Source organism: Propionispora vibrioides (assembly GCF_900110485.1).
Classification (GTDB): domain Bacteria; phylum Bacillota; class Negativicutes; order Propionisporales; family Propionisporaceae; genus Propionispora; species Propionispora vibrioides.
Window position 1 is genome coordinate 15438 of the sequence record NZ_FODY01000031.1, and the last position, 22181, is coordinate 37618.

General features: G+C 47.1%; 19 protein-coding genes and 1 riboswitch. Of the genes, 9 read left to right on the top strand and 10 right to left on the bottom strand.

Going from position 1 to position 22181, the window contains the following annotated elements:
- The first annotated feature begins 203 nt into the window (after nt 1–203).
- Nucleotides 204–1871, top strand: a complete 1668-nt coding sequence (locus BMW43_RS18390) for an ATP-binding protein (protein WP_091751247.1) — start codon at nt 204–206, stop codon at nt 1869–1871.
- Between the two features lie 241 nt (nt 1872–2112).
- Complete coding sequence (locus BMW43_RS18395; protein WP_143050659.1) at nt 2113–3300, top strand: cyclic nucleotide-binding domain-containing protein; 1188 nt, start codon at nt 2113–2115, stop codon at nt 3298–3300.
- A gap of 62 nt (nt 3301–3362) precedes the next feature.
- On the opposite strand, the gene BMW43_RS18400 is transcribed toward BMW43_RS18395, so the two are convergent.
- Nucleotides 3363–4529, bottom strand: coding sequence for an ABC transporter substrate-binding protein (locus tag BMW43_RS18400; protein ID WP_091751251.1), 1167 nt, complete (start codon nt 4527–4529; stop codon nt 3363–3365).
- Nucleotides 4530–4689: 160 nt separating this feature from the next.
- A riboswitch (glycine riboswitch) is annotated at nt 4690–4791 on the bottom strand.
- A gap of 146 nt (nt 4792–4937) precedes the next feature.
- On the bottom strand, nt 4938–6122 hold the full coding sequence (locus tag BMW43_RS18405; protein ID WP_091751254.1) for an MFS transporter: 1185 nt from the start codon (nt 6120–6122) through the stop codon (nt 4938–4940).
- A 605-nt stretch (nt 6123–6727) separates the two neighbouring features.
- Between BMW43_RS18405 and BMW43_RS18415 the strand changes: the two genes are divergently transcribed.
- From BMW43_RS18415 to BMW43_RS18445, 7 genes are all read left to right on the top strand, one after another.
- Nucleotides 6728–7375 (top strand): MotA/TolQ/ExbB proton channel family protein, encoded by a 648-nt coding sequence (locus BMW43_RS18415; RefSeq protein WP_091751260.1) that lies wholly within the window; start codon nt 6728–6730, stop codon nt 7373–7375.
- Complete coding sequence (locus BMW43_RS18420) at nt 7362–7772, top strand: ExbD/TolR family protein (protein WP_091751262.1); 411 nt, start codon at nt 7362–7364, stop codon at nt 7770–7772. Before BMW43_RS18415 ends, BMW43_RS18420 begins: the two co-directional genes overlap by 14 nt.
- A 4-nt stretch (nt 7773–7776) precedes the next feature.
- On the top strand, nt 7777–8481 hold the full coding sequence (locus BMW43_RS18425; RefSeq protein ID WP_177173674.1) for an energy transducer TonB: 705 nt from the start codon (nt 7777–7779) through the stop codon (nt 8479–8481).
- A gap of 359 nt (nt 8482–8840) precedes the next feature.
- Nucleotides 8841–9923: a FecCD family ABC transporter permease gene (locus BMW43_RS18430; protein WP_091751268.1), complete on the top strand. Its 1083-nt coding sequence runs from the start codon at nt 8841–8843 to the stop codon at nt 9921–9923.
- Nucleotides 9924–9933: 10 nt separating this feature from the next.
- On the top strand, nt 9934–10719 hold the full coding sequence (locus tag BMW43_RS18435; protein WP_091751271.1) for an ABC transporter ATP-binding protein: 786 nt from the start codon (nt 9934–9936) through the stop codon (nt 10717–10719).
- Nucleotides 10720–10724: 5 nt separating this feature from the next.
- Nucleotides 10725–11738, top strand: a complete 1014-nt coding sequence (locus BMW43_RS18440; RefSeq protein WP_245732603.1) for an ABC transporter substrate-binding protein — start codon at nt 10725–10727, stop codon at nt 11736–11738.
- A gap of 239 nt (nt 11739–11977) precedes the next feature.
- Nucleotides 11978–12652, top strand: coding sequence for a TetR/AcrR family transcriptional regulator (locus tag BMW43_RS18445; RefSeq protein WP_245732604.1), 675 nt, complete (start codon nt 11978–11980; stop codon nt 12650–12652).
- 56 nt (nt 12653–12708) lie between these two features.
- Here the strand turns inward: BMW43_RS18445 and BMW43_RS18450 are convergent, their stop codons facing one another.
- The 8 genes from BMW43_RS18450 to BMW43_RS18480 all read right to left on the bottom strand — a co-directional run.
- Nucleotides 12709–13896: a Ger(x)C family spore germination protein gene (locus BMW43_RS18450; RefSeq protein ID WP_091751276.1), complete on the bottom strand. Its 1188-nt coding sequence runs from the start codon at nt 13894–13896 to the stop codon at nt 12709–12711.
- Between the two features lies 1 nt (nt 13897).
- Nucleotides 13898–15448, bottom strand: coding sequence for a spore germination protein (locus tag BMW43_RS18455; protein WP_091751280.1), 1551 nt, complete (start codon nt 15446–15448; stop codon nt 13898–13900).
- A gap of 30 nt (nt 15449–15478) precedes the next feature.
- Nucleotides 15479–15625 (bottom strand): hypothetical protein, encoded by a 147-nt coding sequence (locus tag BMW43_RS21255; RefSeq protein WP_177173675.1) that lies wholly within the window; start codon nt 15623–15625, stop codon nt 15479–15481.
- A 4-nt stretch (nt 15626–15629) separates the two neighbouring features.
- Nucleotides 15630–16823, bottom strand: a complete 1194-nt coding sequence (locus tag BMW43_RS18460) for a GerAB/ArcD/ProY family transporter (RefSeq protein WP_091751282.1) — start codon at nt 16821–16823, stop codon at nt 15630–15632.
- Between the two features lie 200 nt (nt 16824–17023).
- Complete coding sequence (locus BMW43_RS18465) at nt 17024–18739, bottom strand: vWA domain-containing protein (RefSeq protein ID WP_177173676.1); 1716 nt, start codon at nt 18737–18739, stop codon at nt 17024–17026.
- Between the two features lie 17 nt (nt 18740–18756).
- Nucleotides 18757–20061 (bottom strand): ATP-binding protein, encoded by a 1305-nt coding sequence (locus BMW43_RS18470; protein WP_091751288.1) that lies wholly within the window; start codon nt 20059–20061, stop codon nt 18757–18759.
- A gap of 108 nt (nt 20062–20169) precedes the next feature.
- The gene (locus BMW43_RS18475; RefSeq protein WP_091751291.1) at nt 20170–21135 is read right to left on the bottom strand and encodes a glycosyltransferase family 2 protein; all 966 of its coding nucleotides are present in this window, start codon (nt 21133–21135) and stop codon (nt 20170–20172) included.
- Nucleotides 21136–21335: 200 nt separating this feature from the next.
- A partial coding sequence (locus tag BMW43_RS18480) for a collagen-like protein (protein WP_143050661.1) occupies nt 21336–22181 on the bottom strand: 846 nt, incomplete at its 5' end.

The following is a 22181-nucleotide window of genomic DNA, read 5'->3' on the forward strand; positions in this document are numbered from 1 at the left end:
TTTCTAGTATGACCAGCCATAGCCGCAATCTTGCATGCTGCGATTAATCCGTACATTTTATATAGAAGACGAAGAAATAAGGGTCGACTTACCATAATAAGACAAATTATTGCAAAAATACACCATAAAATACAATAAAAGGAGTTACGTTGTTTTTGTAGAATATGTAAAATGTTTGCCATTAATTAGGAGTAGGAGAAATTATGGATATTATACAATTGGCGGTAGTGGGCTCCTCAATTGGGACCATTTCGATTATCTTAGTATACATATACCTATATATTATATATCGTGAAACTTTTATGGGAATTTGGGCTCTCAGTTGGTTAATTTTACTTTCACGATACATTATTTTCGACACAGGACTACTGCCTTGGCGTCACTCATTTCTAGGTTTAACAATATATCAGTTACTCATTTTTATCAGTGTATTAATGTTTGTTCGAGGTACTCATATTTTTATAAATAAGTTCTTTAATAAATGGTGGATTTACGGAGCAATTATTGTTACTATCACAAGTATTTTTATAAATGCTTCGCATCTTCCTTTAGCATTTAAACTTCTACTCCCTATTTATGTATGTTGTTTCGTAGGCATTTGGCTAGGTCTTATCTTTATACGCCAAACCAACCTTCCAGGAATTGGTCGTTTAATCACAGGTTACGCCTACATATTCTGGAGCTTATTTAATTTAACAGCACCTTTCACAATCGGAGGAGTACAATTTCTCCCAATAGCGTATTCTATAGGTGGTATTTTACGCCTTACAATTGCAGCGGGAACTTTAATTGTATATTTTGAAAAAACCAGAACAGATTTAGTAAAACAAGAAACAATGTATCGTTTACTAACTGAAAACGCCATTGATATAATTTATCATTATCAGATTTTCCCAAAAGCCAAAATTCTATATCTAAGTCCTTCTGTTTTACAATTAACTGGTTATAGTTCAAACGAACATTATGCCGACCATACTTTATTTTATCGTCTTATTTATCCTGAAGATCAACCTCTATTTGATACATTTAAAAATAATATTCCTAAGTCTCTTTCAACACCTTTAGTGTTGCGAATCACACGAAAAGATGACACCATCCTTTGGATAGAACAAAAATGTGTTCCCATTTACGACGAAAATAATAGACTTGTCGCATTGCAGGGAATAGTTCGGGACATCACTACCAGAAAAAAATTAGAACAAATGTCATCTTTATTTGATCGGATGAATATGGTTGGCAGCATGGCTGCAACTGTTGCCCATGAAATCAGAAACCCGTTGACCACTGTCCGTGGTTATTTACAGGTTCTCGGAAGAAAAGAAAAATACCAAAACGATAAAGAAAAATTCACTTTGATGACTGAAGAAATAGACCGGGCCAATTCCATAATCAAAGAGTACCTTTCTTTGTCACGTGAAAAACTAATCAATCTAAAAATTTGTCCTCTTAACCACATTATCCAGTCTCTGTTTCCTCTAGTCCAAGCTGATGCCATATCCTCTAAAGTAGATGTTGTATTAGAACTTAGTAACATTTCCGATTTACTGTTGGACGAAAATGAAATACGTCAACTATTATTAAACCTCAGCCGTAACGCCATTGAAGCTATGACTAATGGTGGCAAACTCACTATCCGAACTTTCCAGCAAAAGACTGATATTGTTTTGTCTATCAGTGATCAAGGCACTGGTATCCCGTCTCACATTCTTGATAAATTAGGAACACCGTTTATTACTACTAAGGATACGGGTACCGGTTTAGGACTGCCAATTTGCTACCAAATAGCTCACAGACATAATGCCACCATCAAGATTGATACTGGACATACTGGTACTACATTTTTTGTATATTTCAATTCGGAAACATCATAAATTCAATTATTATAAATTTAATTATAAATTAACCCTTTTTCACGGATTCATTTCCTTGAAAAAGGGTCTTTTTATTTTTGTAAGTTTCGTTAGTTTCTACAATTTATTCCGTATTTTTACATTATTCCAAGGATTTCTTATTTTTCTCTCCGTATCCCCTAATAAGGAGGTGTTATCAATGAAAACATAAGTTTACCACGAAACTGACACTAATAACCATTTAGCAGAGGAGAGAGATGTTATGAAAAACGCCAATAACACAAACTTATCAATTAAGTCTATAAGTGAGGAAACAACCATCCAAATCTATGAGGCGGTTACGCCAAAAGAAAAAGAAACAATTTATCATTTCCGTTACCAAATTTATATTGAAGAGATGTCCAAAACTATTAAAGAGGTTGATTACTATAATCAACAGTTGCATGACGATTTAGACGATTGGGCTATTTTGTTATATGCTAAAATAGGATCAGAAATAGTCGGTACTGCACGAATCAATATCGGATCTTTTGGTGATTTCTCTAAAGAACTGACAAAATCTTTAAACCTACATATTTTTCAAAATTGCATCACCGATTATAGTTATAACATTGCTTTTCTTACTAAATTGATGGTCGCCGCCAATCATCGAAGTTCACCTGTATTATATTTACTCATAGGTAAATGCTATGAAATTTGCTGCACCAATCGGGTCGAATTTGGATTTGGTATTTGCAATTTCCATCTACCTCGCTTGTATGAACATATGGGCTTTCATCGATATACCAAAAACTTCACTCTTCCAGGGTATGGTTTGCAAATTCCTCTAGTCATGCTTGCAAATGATATTCAACATTTTCGCACAGTTCGCTCTCCACTCTTTCGTCTCGCACGTAAAAGAGAAATAGTAAACACACAAGCTGTTGACTGGTTCCATGAAAATATCATTAAACATTCCACCATCATTAATAGTCAATTAATTACTCAAGACGAATTCTGGTCTATCCTATCCGCACACTTATCGGGTTCACCTGCGGGAACCATCGCTATTCTAAAAGGCCTTTCAGAAGAAGAGGCAAAAACTTTCCTCCATTCCTGCAGCAGCTATATTCACTGCGAAACCGGTGAGTTAATTACACCGCAAGGCGATGTCAGCTACTCCCACAATCTACTGCTATCCGGCAAGTTAAAATCCTTAACCTTTCAGCGCCCTGCTAAGGAGTATGCCCGACCAGGTCAGCATTTTGGTGCCAATGGCTTAACAGAACATAATAAGCATACTGAAGACATTATCGTCACCAGTCCGGCCGAGATTCTGGTATTGTCCGGTATGGCCTTCCAGCGCTTCTTTCACTCATACCCGGAAATAGCCCATAAAATTGTCTACAATACCACTAGACTAGCCCGTGAAAGGCTTCACAGCCTCCGTTCTAAAAGCAGTCACCTATAGAAGATAGTAAAAAACCACCTGTCCGGTTCATTCCGGCAGGTGGTTTCCTGTTCACAATCTTATTAAGGCTTAACAGTAGCCCGATAGGTTTGCTTGCCGTCTTTCATTTCAATAATAACAGCACTTTTCACTGCATCATGAGTCGCATTGAAGGTTGTTGACCCCGTTATTGCCGGGTAGTCCTTGGTAGCCGCCAGGGCTTCACGGATTTTGGCAGGTTCTTCGCTATTTGCGCGGCTGATGGCATCAATTAGAACATTGGCTGCGTCATAGCCAAGAACTGCCATGGCATCAGGAGCCTGCCCGTATTCTTTTTTATAGGCTTCAACAAAAGCTTGCGAAACCGGACTGGTGTCTTCCACCGAATAATGGTTGGTAAAATAGGTGTTATTGAGCGCCGGCGCTGTTGCCACTTCCACCAGCTTAGGAGAATCCCAGCCGTCGCCGCCGACAATCGGTATATTCATGCCAAGCTCACGAGCCTGTTTGACGATCTTGCCCACTTCTTCATAATAACCGGGAACATAAATGATTTCGGGATTCAATGCTTTTATTTTAGTCAGAATGGTCTTAAAATCCTGGTCTTTCTGTAAATAGGCTTCTTCGGCCAAGATACTGCCGCCACCCTTGGTAAAGGCATCTTTAAAGAAAGCAGACAGGCCCTTGCTGTAGTCACTGCTGCTGTCAACCAGAATGGCCGCTTTTTGCAACTTTAAGGTATTCAGCACAAAGTTGGCGCCAACTGTCCCCTGGAACGGGTCAATGAAGCAAACACGGAAGGTATAGTCTTTCACTTTACCGGACTCGGCGTCCACCGTTACTTTCGGGTTGGTCGCCCCAACAGCCAGAAAAGGTACCTGGCTGGATTCTGCCACACTGGAGGCGGCAATAGCGTTCGAGCTGGAAAACACGCCGGTTACCGCTACCACTTTATCCTGGGTCGTCAGTTTGGTCATGGCGTTAGCCGACTCGGAAGGTTCGCTTTTATTATCGGCAACCACTGCCTGAATCTGCTTTCCTAACACGCCGCCTTTGGCATTCGCTTCTTTTATAGCCATCTTAGCCCCATTGGCCGCGGAAGTTCCCATCGTAGCATTGCCGCCGGTCAACTCGTCCAATACCCCAATTTTAATCTCATTCGATGACGAACTGCCGCATCCGGTCAGTGCACCGGCCAACAACAAGACCGCCGCTGCTGCCGCGAACAATTTACATCCTTTTTTTCGCATCAGTTATTCCCCTCTCTTTTTATCGGAATATTTAATACCCTTCTGCTTACCAATGATTTGCCCGATCATAATGAGCCGGAGAAAAACGAAAAGAGCCAAATCACAAGATTTGACTCCGAAGAACGACAAATAGGTACATCACCGGATAACGGCCGACGAACCAGTACGCTCTGTCCTTTTGCCTGAGAGTTTCATTGATTCTCTTACGAATCAACTTGCCCCTTCGGCGCCCTGCTCACAGGGGCTCTCCAGAGTTCCATCCACCTGCGATACTTGCCCCGCCATTTCCGGCAAGGTCTCGCAAACTTCATACGGACACAAGTATTAAATTTCCAGTACACTAATATATAATAATACCTATAAAGAACCTTGTCAATGGAAATGTCAATATGAAACTTACAAAAATACTTATGACTCCGTTTCCAAATATAACGTATTCGACAAAAATAACCCACATAAAATGATAACGACACCGCAAAGCAATGGTAAATCAATCTGAATATCAAATAGAATACCCGCCAGTATAGGCCCTGTAATCAACCCCAGGCTGGTATACGCATCGTTCAGACCAAAAACAAGTCCCTGCTGCTGCCCCGCCAGCTTGGACAGACGGGAATGAATAGCCGGTCGCAAGGTGGCAATCGAGGAAAAAAAGAAAAGATTGACCACAAACATCTGCCAGAAGCAGCCCGAAAAAACCATCAACAGCAAAAACAAACTGGCAGACAGCAAACATCGCCGGATAAGTGAGATTTCACCAAAACGTTGCAGCAGTTTGTCAATAATCGCATATTGCACCACCACACCGGCCAAGGCTCCACCGGTAATCAAAAGGGAAATATCCTTTGGCGTAAACCCATATTTAACATTGACGTACAAGCCGAAAATAGCCTCAACAATCGCCAAACCAAAAGTTAATACATAAACAAAAAACAGCAGTGAAAAATATGGTGCTTTAAAGGAGTTAAGCATCAGAGTCACCATGCCGGCAGCCGTCTTAGTTTCCCGCACCTCTGCTGCCTTGGTTCTTTTGTGCTCCGGCTCCCGCAGCAAGACCAAAGAAGCCACCATAGCCAGAATTGCGGCACCACCGGCCGCATAAAAAGGAATACGCAAGCCATAGTCTGCCAACAGTCCGCCAATCCCCGGTCCAATAACAATGCCTAGCAGCATTGCCGCGCTCAACTTCCCCATCCCGCCGGGACGTTCCGCTTCGGAGGTAATATCGGCCACATAAGCTGTCACTGCCGGATTGACCAGAGAGATGCCGATTCCATTGATCAATCGCGAAACAAACAACCACGTCACCGTATGAGCGATACAAAAAATTCCCTGAGCAATGGCAAAGACAGTAAGGCCCAGGACAATTGCCGCCTTTCTCCCATACCGGTCAGAGAACTGCCCGGCTGCCGGCGAAAACAAAAACTGAGTAATTCCCATGGCGGATACCAAGCCGCCAAGAGCCAACCCGCTGGCCCCCAGTGACTGCATATAGGCGGGCAGTACAGGAATTATCAAGCCAAAGCCTAACTGCGAAATGAACATATTCAGCATTAAAATTCCCATAGCAGCAACGTTGTTCTTTCGTTTCATCCTCCAGCTTGACCTCTCCACTCTCATTTTTCGCAAAACAACATAATGATAACAGGAATTAATTCCACTGTACAGGTAAAATTTACAACCATCACTGCCCTAATCTGTGAACAAATGGGCATAACAGAACAAGCAATAAGCTGCCAGGCCATGCAAGAAAATGTTCCAAAACGCTATTGACGAAACTAATCTTACCGTCTATAATTACAATTGTTTCACAAGTGATAATGATAATCAATAACATCCTTTTTGCTTGGTTATTACTTTTGTTGGAGACCGCACTTTTATCTGTTAGACTTACATAATTATTCAGGGGCTTTTTTACACTTTGACCGACTCGAGTCAGTCGATAAAAGAAAATATTCGAACAGCTGTATTCCTGTAACAAGGCAGCTTGCGAAGCTTCGATTATCTTTTCATGAGCTTTCAACCACTCCCGCTATAAGTGGAACATACCGAAAACGGCTCCGGTTTTGCCTTTAACACCAAAGCAACAGGCACTTCCACTGCCGTAGCTAATCAACATAGCGCAATCTTTTAGGAGATGGATTCTGAATCCATCTCCTTGGCCACTTCTCATTACACAATACAGGAGGTCTATATCCATGGAATTTTTATCCCAATGCTTCATGTTATTTCATAAAGGCGGTCCGGTCATGTACCTGATGCTGCTTTGTTCCTTCCTTGTCGTCACTATCACTGTTGAACGGTTTATCTATTACCGGAATGCAGCAACCGACACATCCGCCTTTATCCGCAAGTTGCAGCCGCTCATCGAAAGACAGCGAATCGGCGAAGCCATTCAGCTTTGCGAGCAACTGCCGAAAGCCGTCTCGCAGGTTGCCCTGCAAGGTCTGCTGGCTTATCAACGGGGTAGTCAGATCGAAAACGCTCTCGAAAGTGCAGCTACGCTGACAACTGCCAAATTGCGGCAATACCTCAATTATCTAAGCGCCATTGTTACCCTTTCCCCTCTATTGGGTCTGTTGGGTACTGTCGTCGGCATGATCACAACCTTCAGCGTCCTCAACATGAAGGCCGGTCAGCCTATGGCCATCACCGGCGGGGTTGGCGAAGCGCTGATTGCCACAGCCACCGGCCTGACTGTAGCTGTATTGTCGTTTGTTGTCCATGTCTATTTTTCGCATCGCGTAGACTCGCTTATTACCGATATGGAATCGGTCTGCGCCACGGTCATTAGTTTTTTACCGGCCAAAAAGGCGGTCCGGAGGGACAGTCATGAAATTGCATAATCTCCGGGCGAATAATCAGCCGGAATTCATGATTATTCCGATGATTGATATCATCTTTTTCTTACTGGTGTTTTTCATGATGAGCACCCTCTATATGGTAGATCAGCACACACTTCCGGTCAATTTGCCGAAAACAGCCGCCGCGCAGCACGATATCGCCGCCAATATTGCCATCACTGTTCTGGAAAACGGCACCGTACTGTATGATCAGGAAGAACTACCGCTGCCATTACTCGCCAAGCGGGTTCGCGCCGAACTAGGCGGCCAGCCGGAGGCGTCATTTGTTCTGCGGGCCGATAAAGGAACCGATTATGAAAAGGTCATTACAGTTCTTGACGAAATCAAACTGGCCGGCGCCCGAAAAATCTCCCTGGCCGGCGAACCCAAAGCGAGGTAGGAGCATGGCAATAGTTCAGAAACGTTGGCAAAAAGCGCTGACCAGTTCGTTTTGTGTTCACTTGCTCCTTTTGATCGCCTGCGGCTTTATGGCTGATCGACTGTTTGCCCTGCCGATACCGCAGGAGGAAACAGTCATTGAACTGGAAATAGGCAACGACAGTCCGACAGCAGCCGACGGACTGCCCGACGAAGCAACGGCAGAACCAGCCGCAGCCGATGAAGCCATAGCGCCTGATGAAACAGTAAATCCTGTCCCAGCTACGGAACAAGCTGTTCCGGCAACAACAGCAGTGCCGGCCAAAACAGCCCGTACAGCGGCCGCGCCGTCAGCCGGCACCGGTCGGACTCCCGGACTGCCTGCCGCCGGAACAGCCGCCAGTCCGGGAACCGGCAGTACTGGCCAAGGTGGAACCAATAGCCGTCCGGAAATCGTTCCACCTTCCATCCTGTCCGATCCGTCGCCGGCCTACCCGCCGGCGGAAAGAAAAGCCGGCATACAAGGAACGACTACCCTCCGGATTGAAGTGCAGGCAAACGGTCTTCCCGGTTCGATTACCGTGGCCCAATCATCCGGCTCGGCAGCCCTGGATGATGCCGCTATCGCCGCCGTACAGCAATGGCGCTTTGTTCCGGCCAAAAACCGACAAACAGGAAGCGCTATTTCCTGCTTCATCAAACGCCCCATTGCCTTCCGGCTTCAGTCCTAGTACTTTATCAGTCTTAATCCAGTGATACTGGCGGTCTATTTCCCGCATCACTTCGCTGTCGTCAGTCAGCATACCCCCGGTATGCCTTCTTCCACCGCCTTGTGCTGCGAAAAATAGCTTCGCCATTATTTCACCGTTTTAAGGCTGACAAAGTACTACCTTGTATCACCTACATACCTAGATAAGCTTGCAGTATTTTTTCGCCCCACTTTGTTGTCATCGCCTTGCTTATGGCCGACATGTGCGGCTGCTCCGCTTTGCGGGAACGAAAAAATCCTTACAAGCTTATCCTATGTTTAAGTAGCGCAAGGTACTGACAGACCACTGATAAAATTAAGCTACTAGCAGGGAGACCTTTAATGATAAAACTATCTGTATGCCCCGGCAAGCAATCAGGGCCGGACTGTAGCCTGCGTTCTACACGCTCCCTGATCGTATTACTCGGCACCGCTCTTATTTTGTCCATGGTAACCGCCGTTTGTTTTGGTGCGGTTACCATTTCGCCGCTTTATTCCTTTCAAATTATTTTATATAAACTCTCCAGCCTGGACCCGGGGCAAATTACAACTGTATTGCCGGCAACATATTTCGATATCGTTTGGGACCTGCGCCTGCCCCGGATTCTGCTGGCCGCCATTGCCGGTGCCGGGTTATCGGTGTGTGGTGCCGTCATGCAAGCCTCTGTACAAAACCCCTTAGCCGATCCCTATATCCTGGGAGTTTCCGCCGGTGCATCGCTGGGTGCTACCTTTGCCATCCTGCTTGGCGGCACCAGCCTGTTCGGCAGCTTCGGTATCATTGCCTGCGCGTTTATCGGTGCCTTGGCCGCGGCCGCTTTGGTCATGAGCCTCTCTACCCTGGGCGGTTCATCCTCAACAGTAAAGATTGTATTATCCGGTACGATAGCCAATGCCTTTTTCCTCAGCCTGGCTAACTTCATTATTTATTTTTCCAACAACACCCAGGGAATTAGTAATGTCACTTTCTGGAATATGGGTTCTCTGGCGGCAGCCAGTTGGCAAACTTTACTGATGCCGGCCATAACGGTATTGCTGGGCAGCCTGTATCTGTTGAGCCAGACCCGGACACTCAACACGCTGATGCTGGGCGAGGAAACGGCTCTTACTTTAGGCGTCAATGCCCCCCGGGTACGTTACCGCTATATGCTGTTGACCGCCCTGTTGACGGCAGTCATTGTATCGGCTTGCGGCACCTTCGCCTTTGTAGGGCTAATCATCCCCCACATTGTCCGGGGCTTTGTCGGCGCCGACCACCGGCGGCTTATTCCCGGTACCGTACTGGGCGGCGCGGTCTTCTTAATCTGGGCCGACACCCTATCAAGGACCATCCTGAGCAATGGCGAACTGCCCATCGGCATTATCACGTCGCTGATCGGCGCTCCCTTTTTCATGTATATATTAATAAAACGCACCTTTTCTTAGGAGGGAAACTATGGAACTGACAATCAATGCTCTGGCGGTAGCCATACAAAACAAAACCATTGTGAAGGATGTTTCCCTTACCGTACGTCCCGGCAGCTTTGTTGGCATTCTCGGCCCCAACGGCAGTGGCAAATCCACCCTGCTGCGCACTATCTATCGCGCTTTATCCCCGCAAAGCGGTGCCATATTGTTAAACCGCGAACCATTGCAGGATATAAAAATAGCCGACGCGGCCAAACAGATCGGTGTGGTCGGACAGTTTCACTCGCTAAGCTGCGATATAACCGTACTGGAAATGGTCCTGCTGGGCCGTACGCCCCATAAACGAAGGCTGGCCGGCAACAACCGGGAAGATTACGAAATTGCCAGGCAGTCGCTGCAACAGGTCGGTATGGAGAATTTTGCCGACCGTAACTTTTCCACTTTGTCGGGTGGCGAAAAGCAGCGCATCATTTTAGCCAGAGCGTTAGCTCAGCAGCCGCACCTGCTGCTGCTAGATGAACCGACCAACCATTTGGATATCAAATACCAGCTTGAGTTGCTGTCCATCGTAAAATCGTTAGACATCAGCGTACTGGCCGTACTACACGATCTCAACCTGGCGGCCATGTACTGTGATGATCTCTACATACTGAAAGAGGGGCAACTAATCGCCGGCGGCACGCCTGGCGACGTGCTTACCCCCCATCTGATCCGCCAGGTCTACGAAATAGACTGTCATGTTATGAAACATCCCCGAACCGGCTGTCTTTCCATCAGCTATTGCCCGGCCGGGCAGGAAAGGATCACCGGGTAAGGAGCATGATGAAGAAAACACATAAATACCTACTCCTGGCAGCCTGCAGCCTGCTGTTGACGACAGCCGGCTGTCAGTTCTCGCCGCCGGCCACCGGTCCTGTTGCTCCGGCCCAGGCAACAGCCGGTTATCCAATAACGCTTGAAAACTATGACGCCGGCGGCCATCCGATTGCCACCACCTATACCCAGCCGCCCAGCCGGGTGGTTGTAACCCATCCGGGGGCCACCGAGCTCTTGCTGGAGCTGGGACTTGAAGATCATATTCTCGCCTCCGTAGCTCCCTATGGACCTCCTTTAAAACGCCTGGCCAGTAAATATGCCAACCTGCCGCTGACCAAGGCTCTGTACGCTCCTTCCCAGGAAGAGCTGGTGCTGATGCAGCCCGATCTGATTATCGGCTGGTCGCACCATTTTGATGTCGGCGGCTTCGGCGATGTTACAGCCTGGCAAAAACGTAACGTAGCCACGTATATCGTGCCCAGTACCCTTCCAGCGGTTACACCGACTGTCGAGGGAACCGTTTATCCCTTTATTGACGATATGGGAAAACTATTTGGCATTACCGATAAAACCACTGACTATATCCATCAGTTGCAGCAGCGAATGGCTCTGGTTAAGAATCGGGCCGAGACGGTGAAACAGAAAAAAACGGTAATCATTCTGCAAAGTCACGGCAATGGCCGTTTTACTCTGTACGGCAACAACTATCTAATCAGCCAACTAGTTGCCGATGCAGGCGGCATCAATCTCTGCACCAGTTCCGCTTCACTGGTCAGCGCCGAAACGGTATTGTCCTACCAGCCGGATGTCATTGTTTTTGTTCCGCTCAATCTTTCCCTGACAGAAGAGTTAAGTGACGAGGCAGCCATAGCTCAGCTCACAGCGATTTATGAGCTCAGGCATATGAACGCCATAGAGCAGAAAAGCATTATTCCCCTTTCCTTTTTCACGGTGAACAATGCCGGAATACGCACGGTGGACACGGTGGAATACCTAAATCGCGCGTTATACCCTTGATTTCTTTGCGCTGCGCGTCCTGACGACTCCTTTTTCGTTATATCGGCAGGTTCATAAAATCAGCGATTCCCTAAGCAATAAATTGCCCGGTTCAACAAAAACTCTTATTTCTTACTATCTATCAGCAAAAAAATTGCCTGAATATGGTATAATAAGTCCGACATCTTTTTATTTTTCGCCCTTGGGCAGATAAAAAAAGCGAGGTGCTCCCTATTTCCAGAATAAGCAAAGATCCGTTAGTGAGGCAGGCCGAATTAATTGATGCAGCCGAAGAGTTATTTTTAGCTGCCGGATATCAAAATACCATGATCCAGGATATCGTAAAAAAAGTCGGTGTAGCCCAGGGAACCTTTTATTACTACTTTGCTTCCAAAGACGCTGTCCTGGAAGCCATTTTTACCAAGCATTTTCAAAACATGCTGGCTGAAATCAAATCATACCACCAGAATCATGTCCCTGCTCTCAAGCAGCTTAATTTATTTATTAATCTGTTCTATAAGCTCTCTTATTCCGGGAAACCAGGTCTTTTGGCTAAAATATTATATAAAGAAAAACAGGGACTGCTGATTAATCAGCTTTGGCGCAAAACCCAAATGATTTCGATCCCTTCGCTCATCCCCATCCTGGAACGATGTAATCAGGAGGGTGTCACCCATGTGCAGCATATGGAAGAAACACTTGCTTTTTTTCTTGGCATTATAGCTTCCCTGTTGGAAGCTTCTTCCCCACTGATTCACGGTCACGAATCCAATCCGGAAGTTGTGTCCAGAAAGATCCGCATTGCGGAAAAAATGCTGGATACCCTATTTTCCGCTCCCAGCGGCAGCATTCGCTTCCAGGTGGTCGACCTTCCTTTTTCCACAGCAGAGGAATGCTCCGGTACGGCAAAAAGCACCCTGGAAATTATCAAATAGCGGAATGATCTATGGCGAGTAAGAAATCACCGTCAGGAGACATTCGGAGCCACTGATTAGAAAAACCCTTGTTTCAGGGCAGTTCCTACAATATGCACCTGAACATGGAGCTCATGATCCACGGTGGGAAATACTTCCTCCCAGTTATCAGCTACCGTTCGCCAGATAGCTGGCTCTTTTTGCTTGAGCGCACTGGCAAAGCCTACGACATCACAGTCAAATTCGTTCTGAGTTTTTAAAATAGTCCGGCTGATGCTATCGCCGATTTCCCGTTCAGCATCTTCACGTACTCCACCCAAATAGTCCAGCATAGCTTTGGGTGCGAGTATCTTTTTTTTGCCCTGCTGCTCCACCAGGGTTAGCTCTGTGTCCACCTGAATGACAAAACACAGCTTACCCTCCCGATATTCCGGCTTTATGCTTGTCTTGCTGCTCTCAATTTCCAGGGAAATAAGCTTCCCCGGCTCCAAGCGGGAAGGCAGCGTCACCATGCCGTTCGGCAATTCCTTCACCAGCCAGTTAAGCCCCTGGGTTTCCGTTTCGTCCAGATAGCCTGCCAGCCTGTCTTTCTTAAACACCGCGGCACCGCTGGATTTTACTTGTTCCGCGCCTGTTTTTTGTTTATCCCCTGAACCGCTTTCCTCGCTGGGTGCAACTTCCACGACACCAAGGACCGAGCAGTTGCCTTCTTTGAGAAAATCACGGTAATAGTCGACTACACTGCTGACCACTGCTTTATTATTGTATTTTGTGTTCTTGATAGTGTCCCGCAAGTAGATGGCCGGAATCACATCGACTCCTGTTTTAACATTCAAAATATCCTTAGCCTGGCCCTGCTTGGCAATGCACAGCAGGGTATAGCCTCTGAGCTGCCTGCCTCTTACAAAGAAATCGAGCAAGGGCGTAAGTCCTTCTTTAGCCAACGTCTCATCAACGATAATGACTTTGGTATGGGCGTAAAAGTTAATCCTGTCCAAAATCTGTGTTGTATTGCGTACCGCCTCAAAAATAGTGCTGCCTCTGCCGGTAACAATATCCACAACCTCTTGATTTCTTGCCCCTTTTTTATCAAGTGCCGCCGGCCGGATGACTTCGGAGGTGACCAAGATATCGCCGCTGGCAGCGTCCCTATCCAAGGCAACAGCCACGACGATCCCAATATTATTCAATTCTTCCGGTGTTTTACAACCTGTCGCCGGCAGCAGACAAAGCAAGAGGCAGACAACCAGTATAAACCGCACCATCTCACTCTCCTCTCCGACGCGAATGTTTCCATTGAATATAGGAAGGTCTTTGTTTCATGAGCCATAGGAAGCTCCTGACCAAGGTATCCTTTAAACCGCTCCGGTTCACCGGGGCAAGCGGCGACAAATAGGGAGCACCGAATGAGCGCAAGGAACAGAGATGGGCCATAATAAAGAAAAAGCCGATCAGAATACCGTATAATCCCAGCACCGCCGCCAAAGCCAATAAAAAAATACGTAAATATACGGTCGTTGTGGTCAGGGAGGGATTTACAAAATCAGTAATAGCGGTAATGGCCACAACGATAACCATCGGACTACTGACTACCCCCGCATTGACCGCCGTTTCACCGAGCACCAGCGCTCCCACAATACTGATTGCCTGCCCGACCGGACGGGGCATCCGGATACCGGCTTCGCGGATAATTTCAAAAGCAATGCCCATGATGAACGCTTCCAAGAAAGGCGGAAAAGGGATACCCTCCCGGGTAGCCGCCATCGTAATGAGCAAAATAGTTGGCACCATTTCATAATGATACGTGGATACCGTTACATACAAAGCAGGCAGTGCAATGGTCATAAACAGCGAGAAAATCCGGATCAGCCTCATAAACGAGGCGGCAATAGGCCGCAAGTAATAGTCTTCACTGCTCTGCAAGCCTTCGATAAACAAAAAAGGAACCGTCAAGACAAAGGGGGTTCCGTCACAAAAAACCGCCACCCGTCCCTCCAACAGCTTACCGGCAACCACATCGGGTTTCTCGGTGGAACCCACCGTTGAAAAAATACTGTACTTCTGATCTTCAATATACTGCTCCACGTATCCCGAGTCTAATACGGCATCAAGTTTAATCTGCTGTATTCTTTTTTTTACTTCCGACACCAGTTCGGGATTTACTAGATTTTCGAGATAGACAATCATTAGATTGGTGTTTGTTTGCTCACCGAGCTGCATTTTCTCTACAACAAGACCGGTATTTCTCACGCGCCGGCGCAACATGGTGATATTGACGTTTATATTTTCGGTAAAGCCTTCCCTTGATCCCCTGACCACCGTCTCCGTGCCAGGTTCTTCAATGACCCGGTAACTAAAACCCTCGGTATGAATAATCAGCACCTGCGATGATCGGGCAATAAAGACAGCCGTATTGCCGGCCAGCAACTGTCGGGCTACTTCCTGAAACAAATCGGTTTCAGTAATATTAGCTGATCCCAGCAATTCCTTTTTCACGTGTTGCAGTCCATTCCCCCGGTTTCGGTTTCGCCTCGTCCGGCCTTTTACCTGTTTTTGCATGAGCGGCTGGAGAATGTATTGATCAATCTGTTCTACATTTGCCATCCCATTGATAAAACACAAAAAGGCTTCCCGATGCAGTTGAGGAATGCTAAAATCACGGAATACAACATCCTGGCTTTTATCAAAAATTCCCTTTACCTGTCTTTGATTAAACCGGATATCCAGACTCACCTGACAAGCCGGCTCCGGGCCGGCCCCGTCATATGCTTTTTGCTCCGGTCCGGTATTGGCAAGCTGTGTAAACTGCAGAACCATCACTTACTTTCTCTTAAGTGTTTGACCAATTCAACGGGTAATCCAGCGCACAAGACAATGCAGTGCATAATAAACGCAAAGGAGGGCAAGCACCCCGGCATATAGCCAGCCGCCAACAATCAATACGGCCGGAACAAATCCGACTTCCAGCAATAGTTGCGGTGTAAGGGTATCCATGGAATCAACTTCCCTCCTGTTGACAATTGTCTGTTTTTTTAATCCGTCGTTGCAGGTCCTTCAAATAAATGGCTATGAGCAATAATACCGGACAGACCAGTTCAAATACCGTAAAGCCACTGTAGAAATAAGAAATTGAGACTTTCAGCCCGGCCCAGCGGTGAAAAATTAGGTTAGGATAATAGGTAATGGAAAACCAGGTCCAAAAAGCGCCAAAAAATACAATTAACCATTTTTCATGCTTTCGCGGCACCTTAAGCAATGTTTTGTACACCAGAATTCCACCATAAAAATGAATGGCCATCTTAAAGAAACCGCCAATAAACATGACTACCGTAGCAATCGAGTCAAGGTTAGTAATAATGTCCATAATATTAATAAGCTTAATCACTTCATAGATCGGGATTGTAGATATTTTTACCAATGGCACTCCTAACACGGCTACCATAAGGGCCAGCACACTGGACAGCAGTACGCCAATAGTGGCAGTGACAAACATGGAAGTCTTTCTCACCAGTTTTTTCTCTCGCGCAAAGGGCCAATACATAAAAAAAACCACCATTTCGCCAAAAGGGAAGTTTAATACCGCCGGTATAGCGGCTTTCAGTACTGGTCCTACCCCGCTGCCCAGTACCGGCTGCAGTCGGTGCAGACTGACTTCACCGGACGCGCTGATTAAAAAAATGGTGGCTATAATAAAAAACACCACGATGGGAAACATGATTTCTCCCATCCGGGCCAACACCTCACAGCCTAAAAAAAGCACATACACAACGGTAATCATAAAAATGATGAGAATCATCGATAAGGGAATATTAGGCAGCAATATCATCGAAATCAGTTCACCAAATTCCCGGAAATTTAGTGTCGCAATCCAGAAAAATTCCAGACCGTACAGCATAGCCAACGGAATGGCTAACCAATTACCAAAAGTCTGCTGAATAATTTCCACCAAATTCCGGTCGGGATACCGGCGATGAATCTCCGTAAATATCCAAAGAAGCAAAAAACCAAAAAACATCGCCGTTAGAATGGCAAGCCAGGCATCCTCATTGGCATCAATCCCCAGCCCAAAGACCGTCGTACTCCCGATTTCAAATAGCATCATGAGGCAATATAACTGCCAGGTGCTTATCTGTATCATCCGCTTGCCCCGTCTTTCCGGCAAGAACTGCCAGTTTAACATATATTGTTTCACATTTCTTCCATCCTATACACCCGGGAAACACTGATTTATCAGCGATTTCTCCGCCCTTTAAGACCACAAACACAAAAAAAGACTTTCCTAATTAGGAAAGTCATCGACCGGATTAGGGCGTGTTTTCGAACTGTCCGGCACGCTCCCTGGTGGCGCTTTTTGTGCCATAATTCATTAATTTTTTTAAGAAATACGCCACCTCACAATAAATTCTCAGCAATGGTTTCGTAATTTAACAAATGACTGTTAATGGTATCAAAAACATACACTACCCCATCAGCCTCCTGACTCAACCGGGCCAGATAGTCCTGATAAGGGCGCAGGCCGATGGCAATAAGCCGGTAGCCCTGTTTTTTTATTTGACGGGCCACGAGCAGTGCGTCGTCCACCGACTGCTGCGTGGTGCAATCGGGACCGTCCGGCAGTCCATCGGTAATTAAAATCAATACACCCTTGTCCGCCTTTGCCTTGCGCAGGTGTTGAAAGCCCGCTTGCAGTCCCAACGCCAGCGGCGTCCTGCCAGATGTCTGAATATCCTGTAAACCTTTAGTAAGCTGCTGATAATTTCTGGTTAAGGGTACCCGCACCTCGGCTGCACTGTTTTGAAAAGTAACAATTCCAATCCGACCGCGAACCCTCGTCAACAGCTGTCCGGCAAACATTTTAGCCGCCTGAATCCGTTTGCCCCCCATGCTGGAGCTGGCGTCAATCACAAGACAAATATCATTGCCATTGCGCCGGCAGCGAATATAGTGACGCAAATCGTTTTTGGTAATAGAAAAACTGATGTTAGACTCTGTCATCTTGCGGCAGGCCGCCGCATGAACCGTCTCGGAAATATTAAGGGAGGTTATTTCTTCGCCAGGCTTTTCCACCAGCTTTTTACTGACTTCCCAGCGGGAATAAAGCAATGTTGACCGGTTGTATTGTCCCAACCTGTTGGATTGCTTACCATTCCGTTGAATTTTCTTCAGATACGCCGCCATTTTGTCCGGATTTTTACAGACCAGAGCATGCACAAGGCAGTTGGCCACCTCCTCATCAGGCGGTTTTACCAAATGCAGCGTGGCAGGCTTTTCCTCCGCTATGCTAACCAGCTTCTGCTCATTGCACTCTTTGGGATGCGCTGTATTCCCCATTGACCTGTCAGGATTGCCGTGCCTGGCATCAGGTGGAGGTTTTCCAGCTCCCTCACCGCTGCCAGATGACTGCAAAGAGTTGTCTTCGGCTTCAGCCTGATCCAGTTCATCCTCATCCTCTTCTTCCGGTGCTGCCTGATCACCGGTAAGCAGCGAATCATTGTCAGTAGCATAATCCGACATGTCCAGCTTGGTATTTGCAGGATTATCGACCTGAATAATTCTTTCATTCCGGCGCAATTCAAGTTGATTGGTCAAAATCACCTGCTCTACCGCATGGACCATATAAAACAGACCGCTTAAAGCCTCCCGGGAAAGCATAACTGCCATATGAACATGATTTTCATGGGCTTTACACAACGTGTCTTTTTTTCCATACACTAATTTCCCGGTAATTCGTCCGCCACCTTCGCCGGTTTGCAAATCGACCGCATCGGGGTTAATCCGGCCGTTAAATATTTCACTGACATTATACTGGGCAATGACCTCCCGCAAGGCCTGGGCTACCGGTTCCGGCCGCAGCCGGCCGCACTCATGAAAGATATCCACATGCAAAATCCTGCCGCAATCACGGCGATGATAAAAAGTCTGCCCGGCATCAGAATTCTGCAGAATCTGGATTACCTCCGGTTTTTGCGGATCATAGGTATGGACTTGCCGGCTTACCACAGCACACTCGCCGATACGTGCTCCTTTTCTCTCTTCCAGCACCACCGCCAGTCGTCTGGCAGCCGTTTCCACACTGCCGGCCGGCAGCCTTTCATCAAACAGCACCACCGTGCTTTCCTCCCGGCTCATGGCTCTGAATCAACCGATACCAGTTGATCAGAAGGCAGCTGCTCTAACGGAATCGCCTGCTTAGGCGGAGCAACCATTTCAGTCGCAGCAGGACGGGCCGACGGCCCTTCCAGACTTTGTCCCTCACCTTGCTCCCTGGTTTTACCGGAACTGGCCGGACTGCCATTACCGTTGGAAAACTTCTTGCAAGCACTTTGCCATAGCCGCTTCAACCAGGAATTTTTCTCCTTACTTCGCTCGGCCATTACCGGGTTGCCCGGATGGTCGGCAGTGTCAGCTTCCCAGCCGTTTTGCAGCGCCAACCTTTTTACATATTGTTGAATGCGTTCGATCGTGACCGGGTCCAGACGATGCCCGAAAACCAAGGGCACCACATCCGCTACGTCATCCAAAGTGACTGTTTTTCTGCCGTTGCGCAGAGCAAGCAGAGTGGCTGATAATTCCAGAGCTTCCACCGCCCGAATGCTCTCAATTTCAAAATCAATATAGATAGCAGCCAGCACATCCAGAATGTCACTCGGGAAGACCACATTTTTCATGTCTGAAACTGCCAGTTCCCGGCTCTTTACCCCTAAGATATCCTTCTGCCTGGGCTGCATGAGTATACGCCGTACTGTCTGCGACTGCAGCGGCCGTTCCATCTGTACCCGTAAATCAAATCGGTCGGATAACTGCTTACGGATTTGCTGCAGTGGGCCGGGGTCTTCATCCGGATTGGAAGCCGCCCAGATGCTGGCCGTAACGGGAAGCTCAACTGTCGGCAAACCGGTTTCCTCGATCTGCACCCGGCCTGGCTTGGTTCCCATCATATCCAGCAATACATCCACCAATTCCGGTGAAGTATCAGCTAAACGGTTTATTTCATCAATGAAAATAATGCCGCGGTGAGCCCGTGGCACCGTCCCCGGCAATAACGCCGCTACGGAATGCCGGGAATCGATAATTTTACCCAAATCAATGCTGCCAACCACTGTGCCAATTTTGGCAGAATGGGATATTTCCAGAAAAGGACGCGGCACCAGTTCAGTTCCCAACCTGATAATCTCCTCCGGCGACAGGCCCTTATGCTCCGGACAATGGGGTGCTTCCGGCCGGCAGTTATAGCAGCAGTTTTTAATCCGGAGGATGGGCGGCAAAATATGTCGGGCAGCCCTTATAATTGTTGTCTTGCCTGTCCCTCGCAATCCTTCTACATGAAAATGGAGGGGGATCCTGTTGACCTGCGAGGCAATGGACAGCTCAATGGCCGTAAACAAGGACCGGTTGCCCTCATGGCTGATTAAATCATAATAGGAACGCATACTTACCCTTCCTCCCGTTATTCAATGTCGGCTACCGCTTCCACTACAGAAGGTGATACCAACCCTTAATGTAAGTATGCATGATTTTCCTTTGTAAAATTCCCTTTTTCAGGCTACCACATCTTTCCTGGGCTGACGGGCTTCATTGGCACCGGTCAGTTCTTTACTCACCCAATAAAGCGGACGTTGTTTGACTTCTTCAAAAACCCGCCCCACATATTCCCCGATGATTCCGAGCCCTACGAGCTGTAATCCACCCAGCAGTAAAACACTGGCCGCGATAGTTGCCCAGCCTGGGACAGCCTCGGCGGTAAACAGCTTCGTATAAACTACATCCAAAGTCACCAGAAAACTCAACAAACCGGACAGCAGCCCCAAATAAAAGGCCATCCTCAACGGCAGCCGGGAATAGGCCGTAATTCCATCCAGACCAAAATTCAGCATTTTTTTTAACGAAAACTTCGAAGTCCCCGCAAAACGCTGAGGAGCAACAAATTCAATCTCGGTTTGCCGGTAGCCCAGATTACCGACGATACCGCGGATAAACCTGGCCTTTTCTTTAAAGTTCTTTAACGTTTCCACGGCCTTTCTGTCCAGCAGTCTAAAATCTGAACCGCCTTCTGCCACCCGGATATTGGACATGCCATTCATAATGCGGTAAAACATGGCGGAAGTAAACCGCTTAAATTGAGATACGCCTTCCGTATCCTTCCGTATAGTTTGCACCACTTCATAACCTTCCTGCCATCTGCTTAAAAGCAGAGGCAGCATATCAGGCGGATGCTGCATATCACCGTCCATGGTAATGACCGCATCGCCCTTTGCATGATCCAGGCCGCAAGTCAGGGCAACCTGGTGGCCAAAATTGCGGGCAAGCAAAATAGCCCGTACCCTGTCGTCAACCCGTGCCAGCTTGTCCAAGAGCAGTGCCGTCTTATCGCTGGAGCCATCATCAACAAACAGGAGTTCGAACGAATAGTCCGTTTGCTCCATATGCCGAACTACTTCCTGGTAAAATACCCTTATATTATCCTGTTCATTAAAGACAGGAACAACAATAGAAATAAACGCCATAAATATCTCCCCTTTCGTCAGCAGCCCATAAAAATAAGCGAATATGAAAACACTACTCACTTTATTCCCTTGCTTATCATTTTCTGATCCTGAAGTATAACAGTCAATTCTGAAAATCCAATGAAAAAACCGGCTTACCCTAGAAATGATAAGCCGGTTTATATTGGGTTTATTCTTTTCTCCTGAAGAACAAATATACGTTAAGTCAATCTAACGACAGACCACACAGTACCTGGAGCGCTTCCTAAGTCAAGAGGAATAGTTAATCCATTCGCCTCATAGAAGAGACCTATAACATCACCGGCATCTAGCTGAACTTCCCCAGCCAAAGTCACTGTACCATTACCAAGAATCGTCCGTAACGTTAATACTAGAGCGACATTTACGTTTAATACCGGGAACAGGCCGCTAATTAAATCCGTAGTTGTCGGGCTGGTTCTTCTGACTACAAAAGCAGGATCGACACCTGCACCAAGCGAAACGGTGATAGCAGCCGTAGTGGAATAGTTGATGGTTGCCTGAATTGAGTAATACCCTGTCGCCGGAACGGTATAGTTTCCTGCCACCTCATCAAAATCCGCACTGTCAAAATAAGGCGCAGTCACAGTCCACCCGGTTAATTGGGTGCTTGCACTTGTAGAAACAGTAGGAAGAAATCCTGAGAAGCTATCTTCAGCTACAAAGGAACCAGTAGCACCGGTGGCTCCGGCGAGACCTACGAGACCTGCAACGCCGGCAGCGCCGGTGGCTCCGGTAGCTCCTGTCTCACCGGTGGCTCCAGTAGCTCCTGTCTCACCGGTGGCTCCTGTTGCTCCGGTAGCACCCGTATCGCCGGTTGCTCCTGTTACTCCGGTGGCTCCTGTATCACCAGTCGCTCCGGTTACACCAGTTGCTCCCGTATCACCGGTTGCTCCGGTTACTCCAGTAGCCCCCGTATCGCCGGTCGCACCTGTATCGCCGGTTGCACCTGTTACTCCAGTTGCTCCCGTATCGCCAGTCGCTCCTGTATCACCAGTTGCTCCCGTATCGCCAGTCGCTCCGGTTAC